Origin of the sequence: Intrasporangium sp., assembly GCF_036566125.1 — a bacterium.
Taxonomy (GTDB): domain Bacteria; phylum Actinomycetota; class Actinomycetes; order Actinomycetales; family Dermatophilaceae; genus Intrasporangium.
On the sequence record NZ_DATCWX010000083.1, the window covers coordinates 1 to 17464 of the forward strand.

General features: G+C 69.4%; 18 protein-coding genes. 12 read left to right on the forward strand and 6 right to left on the reverse strand.

Annotation, left to right across the window (positions count from 1 at the left end; translation table 11 throughout):
- The 4 genes from VIR15_RS04890 to VIR15_RS04905 all read left to right on the forward strand — a co-directional run.
- Positions 1-686 (forward strand): ATP-binding cassette domain-containing protein (locus VIR15_RS04890; RefSeq protein WP_331926351.1); only part of this gene is annotated, 686 nt, incomplete at its 5' end.
- Positions 683-1627 carry a hypothetical protein gene (locus tag VIR15_RS04895; protein ID WP_331926352.1) on the forward strand — a complete coding sequence of 315 codons (945 nt, stop codon included), beginning with the start codon at positions 683-685 and terminating at the stop codon, positions 1625-1627. The genes VIR15_RS04890 and VIR15_RS04895, both read left to right, overlap by 4 nt.
- Positions 1624-2226, forward strand: coding sequence for a hypothetical protein (locus VIR15_RS04900; RefSeq protein ID WP_331926353.1), 603 nt, complete (start codon positions 1624-1626; stop codon positions 2224-2226). The genes VIR15_RS04895 and VIR15_RS04900 overlap by 4 nt, the downstream gene beginning before the upstream one ends.
- Before the next feature lie 230 nt (positions 2227-2456).
- Entirely contained in the window at positions 2457-6209 is a 3753-nt protein-coding gene (locus VIR15_RS04905; protein ID WP_331926354.1) for an alkaline phosphatase family protein, read from the forward strand.
- A gap of 53 nt (positions 6210-6262) precedes the next feature.
- Here VIR15_RS04905 and VIR15_RS04910 read toward each other — a convergent pair whose 3' ends face one another.
- Positions 6263-6610, reverse strand: a complete 348-nt coding sequence (locus VIR15_RS04910; RefSeq protein ID WP_331926355.1) for a hypothetical protein — start codon at positions 6608-6610, stop codon at positions 6263-6265.
- 176 nt (positions 6611-6786) lie between these two features.
- Here VIR15_RS04910 and VIR15_RS04915 point away from each other — a divergent pair, with 176 nt between their 5' ends.
- Entirely contained in the window at positions 6787-7860 is a 1074-nt protein-coding gene (locus tag VIR15_RS04915; RefSeq protein ID WP_331926356.1) for an NYN domain-containing protein, read from the forward strand.
- Between the two features lie 52 nt (positions 7861-7912).
- On the opposite strand, the gene VIR15_RS04920 is transcribed toward VIR15_RS04915, so the two are convergent.
- The 3 genes from VIR15_RS04920 to VIR15_RS04930 form a co-directional block, all read right to left on the reverse strand.
- A complete protein-coding gene (locus tag VIR15_RS04920; protein ID WP_331926357.1) occupies positions 7913-10771 on the reverse strand; it encodes a cation-translocating P-type ATPase in 2859 nt (952 codons plus the stop codon).
- Complete coding sequence (locus tag VIR15_RS04925; RefSeq protein ID WP_331926358.1) at positions 10768-11376, reverse strand: methyltransferase domain-containing protein; 609 nt, start codon at positions 11374-11376, stop codon at positions 10768-10770. The genes VIR15_RS04920 and VIR15_RS04925 overlap by 4 nt, the downstream gene beginning before the upstream one ends.
- 211 nt (positions 11377-11587) lie before the next feature.
- Entirely contained in the window at positions 11588-12253 is a 666-nt protein-coding gene (locus tag VIR15_RS04930; RefSeq protein ID WP_331926359.1) for a phosphodiesterase, read from the reverse strand.
- A gap of 282 nt (positions 12254-12535) precedes the next feature.
- Here VIR15_RS04930 and VIR15_RS04935 point away from each other — a divergent pair, with 282 nt between their 5' ends.
- Both VIR15_RS04935 and VIR15_RS04940 read left to right on the forward strand, forming a co-directional pair.
- Entirely contained in the window at positions 12536-12778 is a 243-nt protein-coding gene (locus tag VIR15_RS04935; protein WP_331926360.1) for a metal-sensitive transcriptional regulator, read from the forward strand.
- Positions 12779-12792: 14 nt separating this feature from the next.
- Entirely contained in the window at positions 12793-13176 is a 384-nt protein-coding gene (locus tag VIR15_RS04940; RefSeq protein ID WP_331926361.1) for a carboxymuconolactone decarboxylase family protein, read from the forward strand.
- A gap of 28 nt (positions 13177-13204) precedes the next feature.
- Here the strand turns inward: VIR15_RS04940 and folE are convergent, their stop codons facing one another.
- Positions 13205-13861, reverse strand: coding sequence for a GTP cyclohydrolase I FolE (folE, locus tag VIR15_RS04945; protein ID WP_331926362.1), 657 nt, complete (start codon positions 13859-13861; stop codon positions 13205-13207).
- A 221-nt stretch (positions 13862-14082) separates the two neighbouring features.
- On the opposite strand from folE, the gene VIR15_RS04950 reads away from it, so the two are divergent.
- On the forward strand, positions 14083-14490 hold the full coding sequence (locus VIR15_RS04950; RefSeq protein WP_331926363.1) for an NINE protein: 408 nt from the start codon (positions 14083-14085) through the stop codon (positions 14488-14490).
- 9 nt (positions 14491-14499) lie between these two features.
- On the opposite strand, the gene VIR15_RS04955 is transcribed toward VIR15_RS04950, so the two are convergent.
- Positions 14500-15534, reverse strand: a complete 1035-nt coding sequence (locus VIR15_RS04955) for a hypothetical protein (protein WP_331926364.1) — start codon at positions 15532-15534, stop codon at positions 14500-14502.
- 143 nt (positions 15535-15677) lie between these two features.
- On the opposite strand from VIR15_RS04955, the gene VIR15_RS04960 reads away from it, so the two are divergent.
- From VIR15_RS04960 to VIR15_RS04975, 4 genes are all read left to right on the forward strand, one after another.
- Positions 15678-16034 carry a hypothetical protein gene (locus VIR15_RS04960; protein ID WP_331926365.1) on the forward strand — a complete coding sequence of 119 codons (357 nt, stop codon included), beginning with the start codon at positions 15678-15680 and terminating at the stop codon, positions 16032-16034.
- Positions 16034-16456, forward strand: a complete 423-nt coding sequence (locus VIR15_RS04965) for a MerR family transcriptional regulator (RefSeq protein WP_331926366.1) — start codon at positions 16034-16036, stop codon at positions 16454-16456. The genes VIR15_RS04960 and VIR15_RS04965 overlap by 1 nt, the downstream gene beginning before the upstream one ends.
- 57 nt (positions 16457-16513) lie before the next feature.
- Positions 16514-16924: a PRC-barrel domain containing protein gene (locus tag VIR15_RS04970; protein WP_331926367.1), complete on the forward strand. Its 411-nt coding sequence runs from the start codon at positions 16514-16516 to the stop codon at positions 16922-16924.
- Positions 16925-17058: 134 nt separating this feature from the next.
- Complete coding sequence (locus VIR15_RS04975) at positions 17059-17370, forward strand: hypothetical protein (RefSeq protein ID WP_331926368.1); 312 nt, start codon at positions 17059-17061, stop codon at positions 17368-17370.
- Positions 17371-17464 lie beyond the last annotated feature (94 nt).

Here is a 17464-nt window from a genome sequence, read left to right on the forward strand (position 1 = left end):
ACCCCGACGCCCGCACCGAGGTGCGCCGGCGCCTGGGTTACCAGCCTCAGGAGCTCGGCTTCCCACGCGGCTTCTCGGCCTTCGCCTTCGTCAACTACATGGCGGTGCTCAAGGAGTGGGCCGACCGCAGTGCTCGTGCCGCCGAGGTGCGCCGCGTGCTCGACCTCGTCGGGCTCGGTGACGTGACGACGAAGCGGATCAGCCGACTCTCCGGGGGGCAGCGGCGCCGAGTCGCCCTGGCCCAGGCTCTCATCGGCGCGCCGCAGCTGCTCGTCCTCGACGAGCCGACGACCGGGTTGGACCCCGAGCAGCGGGCGTCGCTGCGAGGCGTCCTCGCCGACATCGCCGCCACGTCGACGATGGTCATCTCGACGCACCAGACCGAGGACGTCGCAGCACTCTGCAAGCGCGTCGTCGTGCTCGACTCCGGGCGGGTCCACTTCGACGGGACCGTTCCCGAACTGGTGGCGCTGGCCCAGGGGCGGGTCTGGATGGCCGACGATCCCACGCCAGGGGCGCTGGCATCGTGGCGCACCGCCTCGGGCCGGCACCGCAATGTCGGGGAGCAGGTTCCGCCCGACGCGGAGCTCGTCGAGCCCAGCCTGGAGGACGCCTACCTCCTGCTTCGCGGCGGTCGAGCGGCCGACGACACCACCAGCACCACCGAAGCGGAGGTTGCGTCATGACCACCAGCGCAGCAGTGGCATCTGTCCCAAGGGGGGCTTCGGCCACGACCTCCGGCCGGGAGTCGTTCTGGGCTCTCGCCCGGATCGAGATCGTGCGGCTTGCCCGGCACCCGCTGCTCCTGGCCGGCGTGGCCTTCGGGGCCTTCAGCACGGCACTGTCCGTCCAGGAGCTTGGCGCAGGCACGTCCGAGGACCTGCTCGGGATGCCAGTGACGGCGTTGTGTGTCGGCGTCCCGGCAATGATCGCGGCCCATCGGCTGACCACAGCCTTCCGCCGTGCAGGCGAGGTCGTCGAGACGGCCCCCATGAGCACCGTCACGCGGACGGGCGCGATGTGCACGAGCGCCGTGGTGCCGGTGGTCATGGCTTCGATGTGGCTCGTCTTCTACTACGCATCACGTAACCGGATCTGGATGACGCCGGAGTGGATGCTGGGAACGCTGTCAGACGCGGACGTAGCGATGATCCTCGTCAGCCACACGGCGATCGCAGCAACAGGTGGCACCCTGCTCGGCATCGCTGCCGCGCGGTGGTGGCGGTTCCGTGGCGCTGCAGTGGTCCTCGTGCTGGGGGTGACGATCTGGACGCTCGGATCGATCGGTAGCTTCAGCGCCGAGGGCGTGCCAGCTCCCTGGACGCGCTGGATCCGGCTGTTCACACCGCTCAACGCCTTCAGCAACCCCGCTCCCGATGGCTCCGGCCACGACACCATGACCGGCGCCCCCGGCTGGTACTTCGTCTGGCTCCTCACCCTGTGCGCGCTCGCTGGCCTCGCCGCTCTGCTCAAGGGGTCCGAGGGCTCCGTCCGACGTCGGCTCGTGCGAGTTGGCGCCGTCCTGTTGGCTATCTCGGCCTTGACTTACGTCCTCGCAGCGGCTGGCGGCAACAGCTCGCCCGTCCGCACCTACCCGGACGGCCACAGCGTCGTTCTCACCAAATGAGTCCGGCACGGGGGGTCGGGGCCGCCGCGGGAATCCCGTGGCGGCCCGTCGCCGGGCTCACCGTGGCCGGCACCGGTTTGCTCGCCGTCGCTGCGATCTGGGTGACGAGCCCGATTGCGGGCACGGCGCTGACTGTCGGCGTTCCGGTGCTTGCCGCAGCCACGGCCTACCTCCTCGACGAGGCCGCCACCGAGGCTGTGGCCGCAACCCCGACGTCCTTGCGGGTTCGTAGCGGAAGCCGACTCGCAAGCGCCGTCGGGGTCCTCGCGATCGGTGCCGTCGGGATCGCCGCTCTGGCCCTGCGCAGCGAAACGAGCGCCCGGCTCGGGATCATGCTGTGGCTGACGGGCTGCGCGCTCGTCGCGGTTGCCGCCTCCGCCACTCTGCGACGGCGCTTGGCCGAGCCGGGCGATGTCGTCGCCGGCGGCCTGATGGCCCTCGTCCTGGCCCTGGCCATCGCCCACCCGCTCGATCGGTGGGTCGACCTCTTCCCCACGGACGCCGGCCAGCGCTGGGGTGGCTCGCTCGTCGTGTGGTGTGCCATCGCGGCGGTCGCCATCGTCGCGACCCTTGCCGCGACGCGTGACCCGCTGGACTGACAACCCCGCCCTATCGGTGGGCGGCTGCGCGCGGAAGCCAGCCCAGCGGCATACGGCACCTGCACACTCGACCAAAGGGAGAGGGAATCTGCTTTCGCAGAACTCCCCCGCTGGCGGGGCGGCGCCCCTATCGTGGTCTGGTCAAGAGGATCGGCAGCGTTGCCGTCGTCTGCGGTTGCTGACGCCGCTCCCACCCACGTCGGGGATAGAGGAGGAGTCGAGTGTCGCGCTTGTCCCGGTTTGGAAAGCGGCCCGCTGCCACGACAGCGATGGCGGCCGCGGTATCACTGCTCTTGATTCCCGCCGTCGCACCCAGTGCGTCGCCGGCACCGACCGCGCCGGCTGGACCCGCCGCCGCGTCGACCGCGGCGAGGCCCGCTCCGTCCGACAAGGCGGTCTTCTTCGCGTCGGACGGCCTGCGCCAGGACCTCGTCGAGAAGTACGCCGCGATGGGGCTCATGCCGACGATGCGCGACTTCCTCAAGAACGGCACCAAGGCGAGCGGCAACGGCATGCTCACCCAGGCACCGCCCAACACTGGGGCCGGCTGGTACACGCTGGCAACGGGTGCGTGGCCCGGTGTCCACGGCTCGACGAACAACACCTTCCACAAGAACGGCGATACCTTCAGCAACCGGACCGCCGCCTTCGATCCCGGTGTCCTGCAGGCCGAGTCGATCGCCCAGTCTGCCGAGCGCGGCGGTCTCAAGGTGGCGCAGGTCGAGTGGGCCGGTGGACGCAACGCCACCATCAACGGGCCGACGATCGACTTCCAGAGCTTCCACTCGGGTCGGGGCGTCGCGACGAACTTCATCGGCAGCGCGGGCGACAAGCTGTTCGACGACGCCGCCTTCATCGCGTCGTTCGGACTCCAGTTCGACCACCCCGACGGGTACGCCGGCCAGCCGCCCTTCGCCGGCGCTCAGCCGACTCCCGCGAGCGGCTGGACCGACGTCCCGGCGTCCTACAGCCCGGCCATGGAGATGCGCCTGCGGGTCCTGGACTTCGGCGTGGACAAGTACGGGCTCAACGCCTACCTGTACGACAGCACCAACGACTCGACGATGAACTACGACCGCGTCCTCTTCTCCCGGACCAAGAGCGGAGTTGACCCCGCCGCCGACCTCGCTGAGGGCGAGTGGGGCGACGTCAAGGTGAAGATCAGCGGTGGCACGCTGGACGGCAAGACCGCCGGCATGCTGGTGAGGGTCGAGGAGCTCTCCGCGGACCTGTCCCGCGTCCGGCTCTTCCACACTTCGGTGAGCCGTGCCATCGCGAGCTGGCCGAACTGGCCCGGCGAGCCGGGCTTCACCGGCGACTTCGACGAGTACCTGGCCCAGAAGTTCCCGACCTCGACCGCCGCGGACTTCGCGATCCTCGAGGCCGGCGTCACGAGTGAGGAGACCTACGCCGAGCAGGGCCTCTACTGGTCCACCGGTCACTGGCCGATGCTCGAGTACGTCGCGCAGAAGTACCGTCCGGACCTGCTCCTTGTCGGGATGCCGACGACGGACGAGTTCCAGCACCAGTTCCTCGGGCTCGTGTCGCCGAAGCTGCCCAACGGCCAAGCGAACCCGGCGTACGACGACGTCGACCTGAACGGGGTCGCCGATGGCCGGGTCGCGGCCCGTGAGGGCTTCTTGCGCGAGGCGTACTCCGAGTCCGACCAGACCCTCGCCCTGGCGCGCAGCCTGGTCGGCAAGGACCCGACGACCTTCGTCGGCTCCGACCACGGCTTCGCACCACAGTTCCTCGCCATCGACGCGAGCAAGGTGCTCGTCGACCTCGGCCTCCTCTCCCGTCCCCAGACCTCGAACTGCCGCCCCGCCACCGGAGAGACGCTCGGCAAGGCGAAGGCGTGTTGGGCTGGTGGAACGGTGCAGATCTACCTCAACCTCGCCGGACGGGATCCCGTTGGTGGCGGGCTGCAGCAGGTGGCTGCGGCCGATGAGGCTGCAACGGTCGCGGCGGTCAAGGCATCCTTCCTGGCCCTGAAGGACCCGAACGACTGGACGCACGACGGCAAGGCCGAGGACTGGAAGGTCATCGACCGGGCCTTCACCAAGGCGGAGTCGCGCCACATCCCGAACGGCCCGAACTCGACCTCAGACATGGCGCACCCCACCCGCACCGGTGACCTCGTCGTGTTCTCGTACCCGCCGTACCAGTTCGACGCGGCGACGCCCGGGACCCTGGTCTCGCCGTCACACTTCTTCGGGCAGCACGGCTACGTGCCTGACGTGCAGGACCTCGCCGCGAGCGTCAACATGCGTGCGACGTTCATCGCCGGCGGCACTGGGGTCGCCAAGGGCACCGTTTCCGCGCGGTCGATCGACCTCGCGCCGACCCTTGCCTTCATGCTCGGCATCCCGGAGCCGCAGCACAGCCAGGGCCGGGTGCTGCTCGACGCCGTCAAGGGCGGCGCGTCCTACCAGCCGATCTCGATCATCGGGCTGAACGACTTCCACGGTCAGCTCGACCCGACGACACGCGCCTACGACTTCGGCCGCAACGCCAACGTCGGCGGGGCCGCCCAGCTCGCGACGATGTTCGACGAGGAGCTGGAGTCCCTGCCGCGCGGCAGCCTCATCCTCGCCGGTGGCGACAACGTCGGCGCCTCGCCGCCCAACTCGGGGTTGCTGCAGGACATGCCGGCCATCGACGTCGAGAACGCGTGGCGCCTGGATGCGACGTCCTACGGCAACCACGAGTTCGACTACGGGGTCGCGCGGCTGCTCGAGCAGCAGGCGCGGGCGAACTTCCCGTTCCTGGCGACGAACATCGTGGAGACCTCGACCGGCGTAGCGCCGAGCTGGGTGACCCCGTCGGTGGTCTTCAATGTCAACGGGACAGAGGTCGGCGTCATCGGGGCCGGCCTGACCTCGACACCGGAGCTGGTCTCGGCCGGTGCGACGGCCGGACTGACCTTCCTGCCCGAGGCTCCCCGGATCGCGGCCGAGTCCAAGCGCCTGGCCGACCTGGGCGTTCGCGTGCAGGTCGTCGTCATCCACGAGGGCACGGCCAACGGCGCCAACCCGGTGGGGAGCACACCCGGCGTGCCGTGGGACGGCCCGATCATCGCGATCGCCGACCAGCTTCAGGGCACGACCGTCGACGCCATGATCGTCGGCCACACGCACCGGGTGTCCAACCTCATGCGCGGCAACATCCTCATCACCGAGGGGATCAACGCGGGTGCCAGCTACTCGGTGCTCCAGCTCATGGTGCAGGGCGGTGACGTCGCCTGGGCCGGCGGCGCCACCCGGGTGGCGAAGACGCTCGGAGTGACACCGCGGTCGGACGTCAAGGCCATCGTCGACGACGCCAACGCCCAGACGGCCGTGCTGCGCAACCAGGTGATCGGCACCCAGGTCAACGACATCCTGCGAGCCCCGACGCGGCTCTTCGAGTCCGAGATGGGCAACATGGTGACGGACGCGATGCGCCTCAAGTATCCCGGCGTCGACGCCGCCCTCACCAACTCGGGAGGACTCCGCGCCGACCTGGTCTGTAGTCCGCCGAGCGCCGGCGAGGGAGCCTGCGAGATCACCTGGGGGGAGATGTTCGCCGTACTGCCCTTCGGCAACCGCACGACGATCCTCACCCTGACGGGTGCCCAGCTGGAGCAGGCCCTGCTCAACGGCTTCTCGCCGTTCTGCGACCCGCTCATCGCGACCGGCCGCTTCCCCCAGGTCTCCGGCCTGAGGTTGACGTTCACCTGCAACGGCACGACGCCGGTGGTGACGGGGATGTGGAAGACGCCCGACGGGATCGCAGGAGCGCAGACACCCATCACGCCCACCGACACCGTCCGCCTCGTGACGAACGACTTTATGTACGGCGGCGGCGACGGCTACACCGCGCTCGCGGGCGGCACCGATGTCCAGCAGCCGGGTGACGACCTCTTGCAGGTTGCAGTCGACTACGTCACCGACAACTCACCGGTCAACCCGGTCGTCGAGGGGAGGATCACCGGACCGTGATGCGAGCGCTGGGCGCCCGACCCTCGGTTTGAGGGCCGGGCGCCCAGCGATTTCTACTCCTGGGGGCGGCGCGGGTGGTGGTCAGCGCGCCTGGTCACGTTGGAGCGCAGCTGCGAGAGCACCTTGGCCTCGGCGTCGTTGAGGGCCGCCTTGGTGTCCGTCAGGTCCGAGACCCCGACCATCGCCGGAAGTCCCTGGACATGCAGCTCGAGCGACGTGCGCATGCCCGGCTGGCCACGATCCTTGAACCGCACTCCGATGTCGACCAGCTCCGGGTCAAATCGAGACAGCTGCGTGAAGAGCTGTGCGAGCGTCCGCTCGATGAACCGGAGATCGTCCTGCTTGGCGCCGCCCTCGAGGCGGACGCGGTTCATCAGGGTGTGGCTGGATTCGGCGTTCATGTCACGCTCCTTCAGCGAAGGGGAGAATGCAGCTCCCGCCTTCATGGTAACGAAACAACTTGTGCCGCAGAGGAGCCCGCACGGGTGAGACGTGTCACCCCAACCGGTTCGGGTGGGCACCACCGTCGTGTGCTTCGTCTGGTCCGGGTCCGGCCCGGATCGTGGGAGGCTGGGGCATGCGGTCCAACTGCGCCCTCTACGTCGATGCCGGCTACCTCCTCGCGGCCGCCGCCACCCGCGTCACCGGGACCAGTCTGCGCGGCAGCGTCGTCATCTCCTACCCCGACCTCGTCCGGCGCCTCATCCAGCAGGCTGAGCAGCTGAGCGGGCTGCCGCTGCTGCGACTCAACTGGTACGACTCGGGGAACCGGCCCGGTGGCGCCCCCGACGCCACGCAGGAGACGGTCGGGATGCTGCCGCGGGTCAAGCTGCGGCTCGGCCGGACGTCGCCGCACGGCGAGCAGAAGGGCGTGGACCTCCGGATCGGCCTCGACCTCGCCGCCCACGGACGCAACCACGTGGTCGACATCATGTACCTCGTCTCGGGAGACGACGACCTGTCCGAGGCGGTGGAGGAGGCCCAGAGCCACGGTTCCCAGGTCGTCATCCTCGCCGTTCCCGACCCGTCCGGCCGCTCCCACGCCGTCTCGAACCACCTCATCCGCGAGTCCGATGGCCTCGAGCTGGTGGACCCCGCGACGATCGACGAGACGGTGCGTCCGCGACAGCTGCAGCCGGATGCCGTCGCGGGGCTGTCGCCCGAGGCGGCTGGCGTGGTCGTCCCCCTTCCGGGCCCCCGTCCCGCGGCGGGGGACACCTCCTCCGCTCCGGCCGGGAAGCGCCAGGACGCGGCCGCCGCCCACGAAGCCGTTCCCACTCCTGCGATCCTCGCCCACAGCAGACCGCAGTCCGTTGTCGCAGGCACCGGCAGCACCGGCATCGGCACGGGCAGCAAGGTGGCGTGGTCAAGCAGCCGCGAGCATCCGGTGAACCGGCCACACACGCTCTCTCCGGCGATGATCGAGATGATCGACGACGTGTGCCGGGGTGTCGTCACCGCTTGGCGGGCCACGGCGACGGACGATGATCGCCGGCGGGTCCTGAGCGAGCGCCCGTTCATCCCGAGCGACCTGGACCGGACGCTGTTGACGGACCTGTCGGCGCGCCTCGGCGTCTACGACATCCCCGACGAGCTGCGCTACCGCCTGCGTGAGCAGTTCTGGGACGCGATGGACGAGCTCGGCCGCTGACGCCAACGCCCCCTGCCCGATCGAGTGAACAGCTTTTGGGCCCAGAAGCTGTTCACTCGATCGGGGAGGCGCGGTGGCGCCGGCGCCGGCGGCGGCGGCGGCGGCGGATCAGCTTGGACAGCTCCTCCAGCCAGAGCACCATCGAGGCCATCGCGACGCAGATGAGCCACTGCCCGACGCTGAGCGACTCGGTGCCGAAGGCCGTCTGGAGGAACGGGAGCTGCACCACGAGGATCTGAAGGACGACAGCCAGGGCGATCGCCGCCCAGAGCCAGTGGTTGTCCGTCAGGTGCCAGAAGGCGCTCGTCAGGTCGGACCGCGAGTTCAGGGCGTTGAACAGCTGAGCCAGGACCAGTGTCGTGAATCCGGCGGTGCGGGCGACCTCGAGAGACGACGTGCCCCCCTTCACCACGCCTCCCGGGAGCATGATGTCGATCGTCAGCAGGGTGACCACGGCCATGACGACGCCGATGAAGCCGATCCTGGTCCACATGGCTCGGTCGAGGATCCGGTCGGACTGCCGCCGGGGCGGCCGCGCCATGACGTCGTCGATCTCCGGGTCGACGCCCATGGCAAGGGCCGGTCCCGAGTCGGTGACGAGGTTGATCCAGAGGATCTGCGTCGCAAGAAGCGGTAGCACGAGGTCACCGGCCTCACCGGCCTCGGTGAGCCCGATGACCCCGGCGAGCACGACGCCGAAGAACACTGTTGCGACTTCGCCGAGGTTGGACGAGAGCAGGTAGCGCAGGAACTTCCTGATGTTGTCGAAGATGACGCGGCCCTGGCGCACAGCATCGACGATCGTCGCGTAGTTGTCGTCGCCGAGGATCATCCGGGCGGACTCCTTGGTGACCTCCGTGCCGGTGATGCCCATCGCGATGCCGATGTCCGCCGACTTGAGGGCCGGGGCGTCATTGACCCCGTCGCCGGTCATCGCAACGACGAGGCCGTGGCTCTGCAGGGCGTCGACGATCCGGAGTTTGTGCTCTGGCGCCACCCGGGCGTAGACGGTCGTGTCGAGCACGGCACGACGGAACTGCTCGTCGTCCATGGCGTCGATCTCCTCGCCGGACAACGCGCGCTGGCCCGCGCTGGCGATGCCGAGGTCCGCGGCGATGCGCGCCGCCGTGCCGGGATGGTCGCCAGTGATCATCACGGTGCGGATACCGGCGCGATGGGCCTCGGATACGGCGTCACGGGCCTCGTCGCGGGGTGGGTCGATGATGCCGACGACGCCGAGGAGCACGAGCCCGGACTCCGCGGACTCGTCGAGCTCGTGCGGTCCGCCCTCGCCCGCCTCGGCGATCGCATCGGCAACGACGTCGCGGTAGGCCACTCCCAACGTGCGATACGCGTCGCTCGACAGCCCCTCGACGGCGCGGAGGAAGCCGCCGCGGTGGTCCCCGTCGAGCGGGACGACCTGGTCTCCCACGCGCACCCACTCGCAGTGTTCGAGGAGGACGTCGGGCGCCCCCTTGACGAAGAGGCGGTGCTCATCGGCCTCGACGTGGTGGCCGAGGATCGACATCATCTTGCGCTGTGACGTGAAGGGGACCTCCGCCTCCCGCTCGTAGCCGGCCACCAGACGCTCGGCGTCTTGCAGCTTGCGCAGGGCCACGAGCAACGCCGCCTCGGTCGGGTCGCCCTGGATCGTCCACGCGCCATCCTCCTCGAGGAGCTGCGCGTTGTTGGCCAGGGCCCCGGCCGCGACGACGTTGCGCGCCTCGCGGAGCAGGTCCGGCTCGCTGCCGTCGGTGGGCCGGTACGTCGCCTGGCCAGCGGGGTGGTAGCCGATGCCGGACAGCTCGACGCGACCGCTGGGAGTGATGATCCGGCTCAGCGTCATCTCGTTGCGGGTCAGGGTGCCCGTCTTGTCCGAGCAGATGACGGAGGCAGCGCCGAGGGTCTCGACCGAGTGGAGGTCCTTCATGACGGCGTTGCGGCGCGCCATGGCCCGGACGCCGATGGCGAGGACCAGGGAGAGGATCGCGGGGAGCCCCTCGGGCACCGCGGCGACGGCCAGCGAGACGCCGAGGAGCAGGACCGTGACCGCGTCGTTCGCGTCGTCAATGCCGTTCAGCAGGGCGATCGCAGCCATGACGACGATCGCAATGCCGATGACGAGCAGGCCGAGCATCTTCGAGACGGCCGCGATCTCCCGCTGGAGGGGCGAGGGCTGCTGCTCCGTCCGATCGAGCAGGTCGGCGATCTTGCCCATCTCCGTTTCCATGCCGGTGCTCGTGACGACGGCGCGTCCGACTCCCTGCACCACCGCCGTGCCGCGATAGACCATGTTCCGACGGTCCCCGAGGGAGGCCGGTGCGCCCAGGGGCTCGGGCGACTTCGACGCCGAGGTCGACTCACCCGTGAGGGACGCCTCTTGGAGCCGCAGGGCCGACGCGGACAGGAGTCGTGCGTCAGCCCCCACGGAGTCGCCCTCGGACAGGCTCAGCACGTCACCGCGCACCAGGTCCTGAGCGGGGACCGTCAGGAGCCGCCCCTCCCGGACCACGGTGGACGCTGCTGCGGTCATCGTGGCCAGGGCGGCGACGGCGCTCTCGGCCTTCGCCTCCTGCACGAGACCGAGAATTGCGTTGGCGATGACGATCAGGGCGATGACGATCGCATCGACCGGCAGGGATGCGGCCCCCTCGGCCAGCCAGGCTGCGAGAGAGATGACGATCGCAGCGAGGAGCAGATAGATCAGCGGGTCCTGGAACTGGCTGAGCACCTTGCGCCACAAGGGAACCGGCGGCTTGGCCCGCAGCTGGTTGGGCCCGTCCGCCTCCAGCCGGGCCTGCGCCTCCGCATCGGACAGACCCGCCTCCGGGTCGACGTCCAGGTGTGCGGCAACGCCCTCGGCCGGCAGGACCGTGGGATCCTCGATCTGCACGCCGCTGGTCGTGATCACACCGTCCCATCGGCCGGGCGCGGTGCCGTGAGGACGTGCCAGAACGGGCCCCGGTGCACGTACCGCGGCACGAAGCCATGGTCGTGCAGGACCGCTTTCATCACCTCCGGCGGGTGGGCGAAGGCGCGGTACTCGTTGCCCAGGATCCGTTGCACGGCGTTCACCACAGTGAGCGTGGCCACCGAACCGACGTGGCGCGGCGGGTGTGTGAGGACAACCGCCCTTCGTGCATGTCGCGCCGCAGCCTCGAGCAGTCGCTCGACGTCCGGATAACAGCACACAACCCGGTTCAGGACCACGAAGTCGTGCGCGTCCGCGACGGCGGCCTCGACCGCGATGTCACCCAGGCGACGGGTCATCCGGCTCGCCGTCCCGGCCTCGGCCGCGAGGGCCGTGGCCTCGGCGTCATAGGCGGAGCTCAGCTCGAGATTCGTTGTGCGGGCTGCTCCACGCCGGAGCAGTTCGAGCTGGATCTCCCCGACGCCACCGCCGATCTCGAGCACACTGGCACCCTCGATGCCCTGGCCCACGAGCCAGTCGACGAGTCGCCGTGAGGTCCGGTCCGGGCCACGGCGGCGATACCGGCTCGCGAGCTGGTGGGCCATGCGAGGCCCGAAGAACTTGTCGCAACCCCTTGCGTCACAGCAACCGGCCATGGGTCGAGTATCTCCGATCCAATGGGCCAACCCAGAGTCAGGAGGGCCTGCTCATCACGTTCGAGCGTCCCAAGGTCTGACGCAAGCGCGAGCCAGCTCAGCGGCATACCATTTCGCGGTTTTTGGCCGTATGCCGCTGGGCTTGCCCCCGCTGGCCGACTCAGTGAGTGCGGCGGCCGAGTCGACGCGCCAGGCGGTAGGCCGGCTCACGCAACGCGGTGACCCAGCTGGGTGGCGACGTGCCGTCGAGCCGACGCACGAGCGGATCGAAGCGCGGCGACGCCCCCGCCATCTCGACGCCGACCTCGATGATCCCCACCGGTGACCAGTCCGCACCATCCAGCGCCACGCTCAGCTCGAACACCTCCTCGGCACGGCCGGCAAGCGGACGTACGAGGAGCAGGAGCGACGACGCCCCGGCGCAAACGGGCAGCAGGGTCGTCATCGGCTCGTCCATCGGGTGCCGAGTCACGCGAAGCACATGACGTCCGACCCGACCCACGCCGGTGCTTGCAAAGAGCAGGTCCGCCGGGCCGCCGCCAGCGCCGGCACGCTCGATCCGAAGGGCGAAGCCGCCGATGTCCCACCAGCCGTCCGGAGTGCTCAGCGCCCGCGAGAGCCGCACGATGCACTGGTGCTGAGCTCGCTCGGAAAGCAGTCGCACTCCGCTTCCGACGACCGGCGAGTCCACCCGCAGGAACGCGTGGTGCGTGCGGCCCTTGGCGTGGAGCGGCTTGCGGCGGGTCAACAAGGCAACGGCGCCGAGGGTGCCGGCGAGGGCTCCGCCAGCGGCCTTGGCGCCTGCCTGCACTGGCGCGGTCGTCACGACGGGTCCATACCCCCCGGCGCGCGCCCCTCACGCCAGAGGTCCTGCGGTCCTCCACAGCCCGCAGGACCCGCTTGGCGAGCTCGACGACGTCGTGCGTGATCCCACCTCCTCCATTGCACTCCTCCGTGCCGCGCGGGGAAGCCTGCGGTGGCGGACCTCACACCCCTGACGGGTGGCAGCGAGGTGTTGCTTATCCCCCCGGGGGGTTACGGTTGAAGAACAGGCCCGATCCGTCTTCCGCGCGGCAGGAGTCACCCGATGCAGCTGGATGCAGATGCGATGACCGCGATTCGCAACCGCACCAAGCGCGCTCACGGCCACTTGGGCAAGGTCGTGTCGATGATGGAGGACGGCGCTGACTGCCGTGACGTCGCGCTGCAGCTGTCCGCGGTCATCAAGGCCCTCCAGCGCACCGGTGTGGTGCTCGTCACGGACGGGATGAAGGCCTGCTTCGAGCCTGGCCGCGACCCCGAGGACACGGAGCTGAAGGAACTGCAACGACTCCTGCTGACTCTCGCCTGATCCACCCCTCTCCCATGAAAGGCACAGCAATGACCGAGACCGCCGCCATCGAGAATCACACCCACGGCAAGCAGGTGCTGCAGGACATCGCCCCCCTCAGCCGGTCCCTGCGCCGGGCCATCCCCGACGTGTACGCAGGCTTCAGCGAGCTGCACAAGGCGGCTCTGGCGCCCGGCGTCCTCGACACGAAAACGAAGGAGCTCATCGCCCTGGCGATCGCCGTCAGCGAGGAGTGCGACGGCTGCATCGCCTCGCATGCGCGCGGTGCGGCGCGAGCAGGTGCAACCCGGCAGGAGGTGGCCGAGGCGATCGGCGTGACCATCCTCATGTCCGGTGGTCCCGCGACCGTCTTCGGGCCGCGCGCCTTTGCCGCCTTCGAGGACTTCGTCGAGGACTGACCCGTCGTGCGGGGTGGCAAGAGGCCGCTCAGTGCCGGCCCTTGGCCAGGGCGAGGAACTCCGCCCTGCTGGCCGGGTCCTCCCGGAACCGGCCGTGCAGCGCCGAGGTCACGGTCCGGGCGCCCTGCGCTCGAGCCCCCCGGACGCTCATGCACGTGTGCTCCGCCTCGATGACGACGCCGATCCCCTGCGGCTCGAGGAGCTCCCCGAGGTGGTCGGCGACCTGCTTCGTCAGGCGCTCCTGCGTCTGAGGCCGACGGGCGTGGAACTCGACCATCCGGGCGAGCTTCGACAGGCCCAGGATTCGCTTCCCCGGGAGATAGCCGACATGCGCCACGCCGAGGAACGGCAGCATGTGGTGCTCGCACAGCGACCGGACCGGGATGTTCTCGACGAGGACCATCTCGTCGTAGCCGCCGTCGTTGGGAAAGGTCGTGAAGTCGAACTCCGGAGCGCTCGTCATCTCCGCCAGCGCGTGAGCCATGCGGCGCGGGGTGTCGGCCAGTGACTCGTCCGTGAGCTCGAGGCCGAGGGCCTCGAGCAGGCGACGGGCCCCCTCCTCGGCCGCGGCGAGGTCCACGTCGCGAACGGCAGGAACGATTCTGGGTCGCCAGCGACCCGGCACCGTCGAGAACTCCGGCTCAGCCGGCTGGGCGATGGTTTCGACAGTGGCCGGCGTCTGCATCGTTGACCTCGCTTCTAAAGTTACGTTTGGTTGATTTTAGAAGCCAATGTGAACCGACGTCAACTATTTTCCCAATCCACCTTCCTCGACGCGGAGCCGGCCTCCCAATCAGGATCCCGTTCGCACGAGGGTGGCGCGGAGCGCTAGCGTGGTCAATGCCAGGGGGGACTGGTGTTCGCCTCCGCTGCGCAACCAAACCATGCACCACCGACGGAGGAACCATGTCGACGCCTGAACCACAGCCAGATCAGCAGCCCGCCCAAGCGAACCCGCCTGCCGGTTGGTACCCGGACCCGGAGGGGAAGCCGATGTCGCGTTATTGGGACGGCGCGGCCTGGACCGAGCAACTGGCTCCGCTCAACACGGCTGCACCCGGACAGATCGGCACGCACTACAGCGTGGACGCCATGGGCCAGCCGGTCAGCCCGAGCTCGCGCCTCGCCGCGACGCTGCTGTGCTTCTTCCTCGGCGTCCTCGGCGTGCACCGGTTCTACGTCGGCAAGGTCGGCACGGGGGTGCTCCAGATCGTCACCCTCGGCGGGCTCGGCATCTGGACCCTCATCGACCTCGTCATGATCATCGTCGGCGCCTTCCGCGACAAGCAGGACCGGCTCCTCCTCAACTGGTGACCTCCCGCTTCAGGCGAGGGGCTCGGGTCGGCCCACCTCTGGCCGCGGGATGTCGATGAACGGCTGGATCGCGATGCCGTGGTCGACCTCTCGCATGCCGAGCTCATACGCGGCCGTGCCGCTGGCGTGCAGCAGGAGTTCGGGGCGCTTGGGCCGGCTGACCCGGACCTCGATGTCCGCGATGGAGCAGTTGGCGACGTCGTGGGTGTTGCCGTTTGGATCGGCATAGCTCCACCCGACGAAACGCTCCCGCCCGGCCCCGACGTCGATCTCAACGGAGAGGCCGTCAGGTCCGCCGAGGGACAGGCGCGCGCCCGTGGGCTGCTCGGCGACCTTGGTCCCCAGGATGCGGCCGATGCCGCCGAGGGGTGTCCGCACCCCCTCGAGCGAGATCGCTCCGCCGGCCACCCAGGGCGCCAGCACCGGGCCGACCTTGACCCGTCCCAGGACGACGTCGATCCAGGTGTCGTCGCCGGCGCCGTCGAAGTGCATGCCGTGCAGCCAGATCCACCGCTCGGCATGTTGGGAGCCCCAGTTGTGGCCGACCATCCCCGGCCAGTTGTCGATGTCATGGTGATGGCCGTCGATGCTCACGAATCCGGTGAAGCGCGCGAAGGGGTGCAGGCTGACCGGCTTGGTCTTCGGTAGCGGTGCGGTGTACAGCCTCGACTGGGCGAGGTGCTCGAGTCTCGGCTCGCCGGTGAAGGCGAGGTCCCACTGCGCTGCCGGGCGGTGGTCGGCGTGACCGATGGCCCCGACCGCCCAGCCGTCGCCGAACGTGGCGCCGCCGATCTGTAGGCGCGGACCGGCCGCACCGTCGGCTGCCTCCGGCCCGGGGACCGTGAGCTTCGTGGCGGTCGGCCCCTCGGTCGCGTCGAACCAGGTCAGCCAGAGTGAGCCGGTGGGCTGCTCGTCGTGAGCGACCCGGACGGTGTACCGCAACCAGAAACCCCGACCACCCTCAGGTGCTGTCGCGCGGAAGAAGAAACTCTCGTAGCCCGCCGTCATGCCGGTGAACCGAGCCACCGGGGCACCTGCGTCCATGTCGTGAGAGTACAAGCGGCGGTGCGCCGCTGAGCTGGTTTGCGTGCGGGACCGCGCTCAGGGTTGCAATCCGTACCTGCATACGGGTTTACCGTGAAGGGAGATCGCTGACGAATCGCGCTCGACCGATCGAGGAGACCGACATGAGTGAACTGCCCATCAGAGTTGCCCAGGCCTGCACGCTGCCCACCGTGGAGCGACCGGCGCGGTCTGCCGAGTGGGGCTCCCTCTTCCGCGAGGTGACCGCCGCGGAATCCGTTGGCGCCCAATGGGGCCGCCTCGTCTTCCCCGTGGATTCGGCCCTCGAGATGCGGGTCCGCGACCTGGCGTCCAGGGAGTCCTCGTGCTGCAGTTTCTTCACCTTCCAGCTCGGGGAGGGCGTGGACGCGGCCGGCGCGCAGACCATGACTCTCGACGTCAGCGTGCCGCCGTCGCAGTCGGCGGTTCTCGACGCGTTCATCGCCTGGGCCGACGGCGTGCGAACGGGTCGGTTGGCCTGATGCGTGCCGGAGCCGTCGCCGCCGCAGCAGGGGTGAACCTCGAGACCCTGCGCTACTACGAGGGCCGGGGCTTGTTGCCGACGCCGGAGCGCAGCCTCGGAGGGCACCGCATCTACGCGCCTGAGACGGTGACAACGCTGCGCGTGATCAAGGCTGCCCAACGGCTCGGGTTCACGCTCGACGAGATCGCGGACCTGCTGACTGTCGGACGCCACCACCACGGCACCGGGCGCCGTCCGGCTGGGCTTCAGGCCCTCGCCCGGGACAAGCTCGTCGAGGTGGACGCCCGCATCTCCGACCTGCACACGATCCGGGATCGCCTCGTCGCGGCCATGGACGCCGGCTGCGACGACCTGAGGGCGTGCGTAGACACTGAGGGCTGCCCCATCCCGTTCGAGCCGATCGCGGCGCGTCTTCGTTAGGTCCCTTCTGGCGCGGGTAGGACACAGGGCACACACCCCCGAGGGAAGGAGTGACTCATGACCGCCCAGAACTGGGACCCGTGGAACTACCGCGAAAACATCTACTCAGGACGTGACAGGGACGTCACCAGCGAGCTGGCGGAGGACACGACGGGTCGGCAGCACGATCTCGTCGGCTTCCGCGTCGAAGCGACCGATGGGTCGATCGGCAAGGTCGACGGCGCGACGGACGAGGTGGGCTCCAGCTACGTCGTCGTAGACACCGGGCCGTGGATCTTCGGCCGAAAGGTGATGCTGCCCGCTGGCACGATCGAGCGGGTCGACTGGGACGACAAGGCAATCCACGTCGACCGCAGCAAGGACGAGATCAAGGACTCGCCGGAGCTCGGTGAGACCGGCTGGGACGACCCGGACTACCGGGACCGTCTCGGCGGGTACTACGGCGACTACTACGGACCACGGGTCTGAGCTGTCGCTGGAGGAAACGGACAGGGCGGCGCGCCGGTGGCCGGCGCGCCGCTCTCTCCTTGTGAGCGACGCGATCGTCGAACCCTTGTGACCGACCCTCGGAGCACGCAGACTTGGGTCGGGGAGGTGATCCCATGCCAAAGAGGCTCGCTCGGCTGGCTCGGCTCGCGGTTGCGGTCGCGCTCATCGCGGTGCTGTCGGGTTGCGCGGCTTCCGGCAACCAGCTGGCGACCAGCAGCTCGGACGTCGGCTTCTGGCTCGGCCTGTGGCACGGATTCATATCCCCCGTGACCTTCATCGTCTCGCTCTTCAACGACAGCGTGGGCATCTATGAGGTGCGCAACAACGGCAACTGGTATGACTTCGGTTTCATGATGGGCGTCTCGACCGTCTTCGGTTCCGTGCTCGGCGGCTCCAGCGCGGCGCGATCAGCCCGCAGCCACTAGAGCCGTCCAGGCCGCCCGTGACGTGGACTCGCATGTTGCTCCGCAAATCGGAGCAAGATGCGAGCTGGTGCCCAGAGTCCAGGCGAACGTCGGG

Bases quoted from the DNA above. Each gene is read 5' to 3' on its own strand.
- VIR15_RS04925 (WP_331926358.1), bottom strand. From the start codon at position 11,376: ATGGCCCACCAGCTCGCGAGCCGGTATCGCCGCCGTGGCCCGGACCGG.
- VIR15_RS04935 (WP_331926360.1), top strand. From the start codon at position 12,536: ATGACCGCGATTCGCAACCGCACCAAGCGCGCTCACGGCCACTTGGGC.
- VIR15_RS04910 (WP_331926355.1), bottom strand. From the start codon at position 6,610: ATGAACGCCGAATCCAGCCACACCCTGATGAACCGCGTCCGCCTCGAG.
- VIR15_RS04970 (WP_331926367.1), top strand. From the start codon at position 16,514: ATGACCGCCCAGAACTGGGACCCGTGGAACTACCGCGAAAACATCTAC.
- folE (WP_331926362.1), bottom strand. From the start codon at position 13,861: ATGCAGACGCCGGCCACTGTCGAAACCATCGCCCAGCCGGCTGAGCCG.
- VIR15_RS04915 (WP_331926356.1), top strand. From the start codon at position 6,787: ATGCGGTCCAACTGCGCCCTCTACGTCGATGCCGGCTACCTCCTCGCG.
- VIR15_RS04895 (WP_331926352.1), top strand. From the start codon at position 683: ATGACCACCAGCGCAGCAGTGGCATCTGTCCCAAGGGGGGCTTCGGCC.
- VIR15_RS04965 (WP_331926366.1), top strand. From the start codon at position 16,034: ATGCGTGCCGGAGCCGTCGCCGCCGCAGCAGGGGTGAACCTCGAGACC.
- VIR15_RS04975 (WP_331926368.1), top strand. From the start codon at position 17,059: ATGCCAAAGAGGCTCGCTCGGCTGGCTCGGCTCGCGGTTGCGGTCGCG.
- VIR15_RS04950 (WP_331926363.1), top strand. From the start codon at position 14,083: ATGTCGACGCCTGAACCACAGCCAGATCAGCAGCCCGCCCAAGCGAAC.
- VIR15_RS04960 (WP_331926365.1), top strand. From the start codon at position 15,678: ATGAGTGAACTGCCCATCAGAGTTGCCCAGGCCTGCACGCTGCCCACC.
- VIR15_RS04940 (WP_331926361.1), top strand. From the start codon at position 12,793: ATGAAAGGCACAGCAATGACCGAGACCGCCGCCATCGAGAATCACACC.
- VIR15_RS04955 (WP_331926364.1), bottom strand. From the start codon at position 15,534: ATGGACGCAGGTGCCCCGGTGGCTCGGTTCACCGGCATGACGGCGGGC.
- VIR15_RS04900 (WP_331926353.1), top strand. From the start codon at position 1,624: ATGAGTCCGGCACGGGGGGTCGGGGCCGCCGCGGGAATCCCGTGGCGG.